Origin of the sequence: Clostridium drakei (assembly GCF_000633595.2) — a bacterium.
Classification (GTDB): domain Bacteria; phylum Bacillota; class Clostridia; order Clostridiales; family Clostridiaceae; genus Clostridium_AM; species Clostridium_AM drakei.
Genome location: NZ_JIBU02000086.1, coordinates 1 through 2,990, shown reverse-complemented (window position 1 = coordinate 2,990; position 2,990 = coordinate 1). Strand labels below are relative to the sequence as shown.

At 35.6% G+C, this 2,990-nt stretch carries 3 protein-coding genes; all 3 read left to right on the top strand.

All coding sequences use genetic code 11. The features are described from left to right. A partial coding sequence (locus tag EG57_RS25300) for a glycine/betaine/sarcosine/D-proline family reductase selenoprotein B (protein ID WP_152563683.1) occupies positions 1–505 on the top strand: 505 nt, incomplete at its 5' end. 75 nt (positions 506–580) lie between these two features. After that, complete coding sequence (locus EG57_RS0224645) at positions 581–2,071, top strand: glycine betaine uptake BCCT transporter (RefSeq protein ID WP_032079724.1); 1,491 nt, start codon at positions 581–583, stop codon at positions 2,069–2,071. Between the two features lie 95 nt (positions 2,072–2,166). Then, positions 2,167–2,990 (top strand): NAD(P)/FAD-dependent oxidoreductase (locus EG57_RS0224640; protein WP_032079723.1); only part of this gene is annotated, 824 nt, incomplete at its 3' end.

Sequence of the window (2,990 nt, the reverse complement as noted above, 5' to 3'; positions counted from 1 at the left end):
CAAGACAATCCATGCAGGATTTGATCCTGCAGCAGCAGATGCAGATCCTAATGTAATAGTCCCATTAGATGCTTTTAGAGCATATGAAAAAGAAGGAAAAATAGGTAAGTTTCATGAGTATTTTTACTCCACAGTTGGAACTGGAACTACTCAAGGTGAGGCTGCTAGAATGGCAAAGGAAATTATTGTGTATCTAAAGGAAGCCAATGTAACTGCAGTTGTATTAACCTCCACCTGAGGAACTTGTACACGTTGCGGTGCAACAATGGTAAAAGAAATTGAAAGAGCTGGCTTCCCAGTTGTTCAAATGTGTAATTTGATTCCTGTAGCAACAACAGTAGGTTCAAATAGAATAGTACCAACTATTTCTATTCCTTATCCACTAGGAAATCCTTCAGATTCTAAAGAGCAGCAATGGAAATTAAGATATCATAGAGTTGGTGTAGCTTTAGACGCTCTTGCAACTGATATTGAAGAACAAACTGTTTTTAAAGTAAAGATTTAAATCATTAACTAAATAGGTCTTGTTAAAATGAATGAGGCCTATTTAGATTAGTTTTGTGAAGGAGGAAAATTAATCATGTCAAATGAACAAAAGGCAAAAGACCACTCGGTTCTGTATGTTTCTGCAGGTATAGCTCTGATATTTGTAGCATTTAGTATAATCCTGCCTTCTCAAATGTCCAAAGCTTCCAATGGTGTGTTATCATTTTTAACTACTAATTTTGGTTGGCTGTATCTTTTATCAGTATTTGTATTTACAATATTTATATTTGTTATTGCTCTCAGCCGCTATGGTAAAATCAAGCTGGGAAAAGATGATGAAAAACCGGAATTTACAACTTTCCAATGGTTTACTATGTTATTTGGAGGAGGAATGGGCATCGGAATGGTTTTCTGGTCCATTGCTGAACCAATGATGCATTATATGTCACCGCCTGTTGGACGACCAGGAAGTGAGCAAGCTATGCATGATGCCCTTCGTATTGTATTCAATGATTTTGGTATTCATGTTTGGATTATTTACGCTGTTTGTGGTTTAGCACTAGGCTATTTCCAGTATCGAAAAGGTCTCCCATGCTTAATCAGTTCAGCTTTTTATCCAATTCTTGGTGATCGCATTCATGGACCTATCGGTAAAGCTATTGATATATTAGCTGTATTTGCAACAATGTTTGGTGTAGCAACCAGCTTGGGACTTGGAGCTGGTCAAATTGCAACAGGAATACAGTATATATGGGGAATTAAAGCGACACCTGGTATGACTGCTATTATTATAGCAATCATGACAGCTATTTTTACACTGGCAACAGTATCTGGACTACATAAGGCAATGCAGGCTGTTGCTGACGTGAAGGTATGGCTTTCAATTGGATTTATGGTATTTATTTTCTTGTTTGGTGGAATGGTATTTATACTAAACAATTTTACTCATACTCTTGGGGATTATATTCAAAACTTTATTGGACAAAGTTTATGGATGGGTAATATTGAATGGACTAAAGCATGGCCAGTATTTTATAGAGCTTGGTATATTGCTTGGGCAGCTTTTGTGGGTCAGTTTATAGCACGTGTTTCTAGAGGACGTACTATTCGTGAATTTATACTCGCAACAGTATTCTTGCCTTCTGGTTTTTGTATAGTATGGATTGCAATTTATGGAGGAGCTGCATTTAATTTAGATGCGTTATCACATGGTGCAATTCAAGCTGCTGTTAAAGCTGATATTTCAACTGCTTTATTTGCAACGTTACAGAATCTGCCATTTTACGTTATAACTGCTCCATTAGCCCTTATCCTAATTATTGCCTCATTTGCAGGAGCTGCTACTTCAGCAACCTATGTATTGAGTATGTTAACATCAGGAGGAGATTTGAATCCAAGTAAAAAACTAAGTGGATTTTGGGGAGTTGCTCAAGGGGCTGTTACGATAATGATTATTCTAGTAGGAGGCACTGCTGCGGTAAAGACACTTCAGACGGCTTCCATTGCTGCTGCCTTTCCGTTTATGCTAATTATGCTTGTCATGTGCTATAGCATATACAAGGCTCTTCAGGAAGAGAAAGTTTAAGGAATAAATAGTAGTATTTAAAAATGATAAATTAAAAGTATATTTACCTAAGTAGTAAGTAAATATTATTGAAATATTAAGAAAGAAGGTGCAATATGAATAATATTTATGATGTTATTATAATCGGTTCCGGTCCTGCAGGGCTTTCTGCAGCTATATACTCAGCAAGAGCTAGACTAAAAACTTTGATACTGGAGAGAGTCAAAGTAGGCGGACAAATTGTAATCACAGATGAAGTAGCTAATTATCCAGGATCAGTTCAGCATGCTACAGGACCAAGTTTAATTGCTCGAATGGAAGAGCAGGTTGAAAGTTTTGGTGCTGAAAGAAAAAAAGATAACATAAAAGAAGTTGATTTTACTGGAAAGATAAAAAAATTAAAAGGTGAAAAAGAAGAGTATTATGCTAAATCTGTAATTATTGCTTCAGGAGCTAATCCTAGAAAAATTGGTTGTCCTGGAGAAAATGAATTGATAGGTAAAGGTGTATCTTATTGTGCAACTTGTGATGCTGAATTCTTTGAGGATTTAGAAGTTTTTGTAGTAGGTGGAGGAGATTCAGCTATTGAGGAAGCTATTTATTTAACAAAGTTTGCTAAAAAAGTTACTATAGTGCATAGAAGAGATGAATTAAGAGCTGCAAAATCAATACAAGAAAAGGCTTTTAAAAACCCTAAAATTGAAATAAAGTGGAACTCAGTAATCACTGAAATAAAAGGTGATGGAATAGTAGAGTCAGCAGTATTTAAGGATACTAAAACAGGTGAGTTGAGCGAATATTTTGCAGATGAAGAAGATGGAACTTTTGGAATATTTGTATTCGTTGGCTATTTACCTACAAATCAATTAGTTAAAGAACTAGTTGATACTAGTGAAGCAGGATATATTGTAACTAATGATAAGATGGAAACTAATATTGA

Excerpts from the sequence above, each read along its gene's own strand:
- EG57_RS0224645 (WP_032079724.1), top strand. The coding sequence starts at position 581 with ATGTCAAATGAACAAAAGGCAAAAGACCACTCGGTTCTGTATGTTTCT.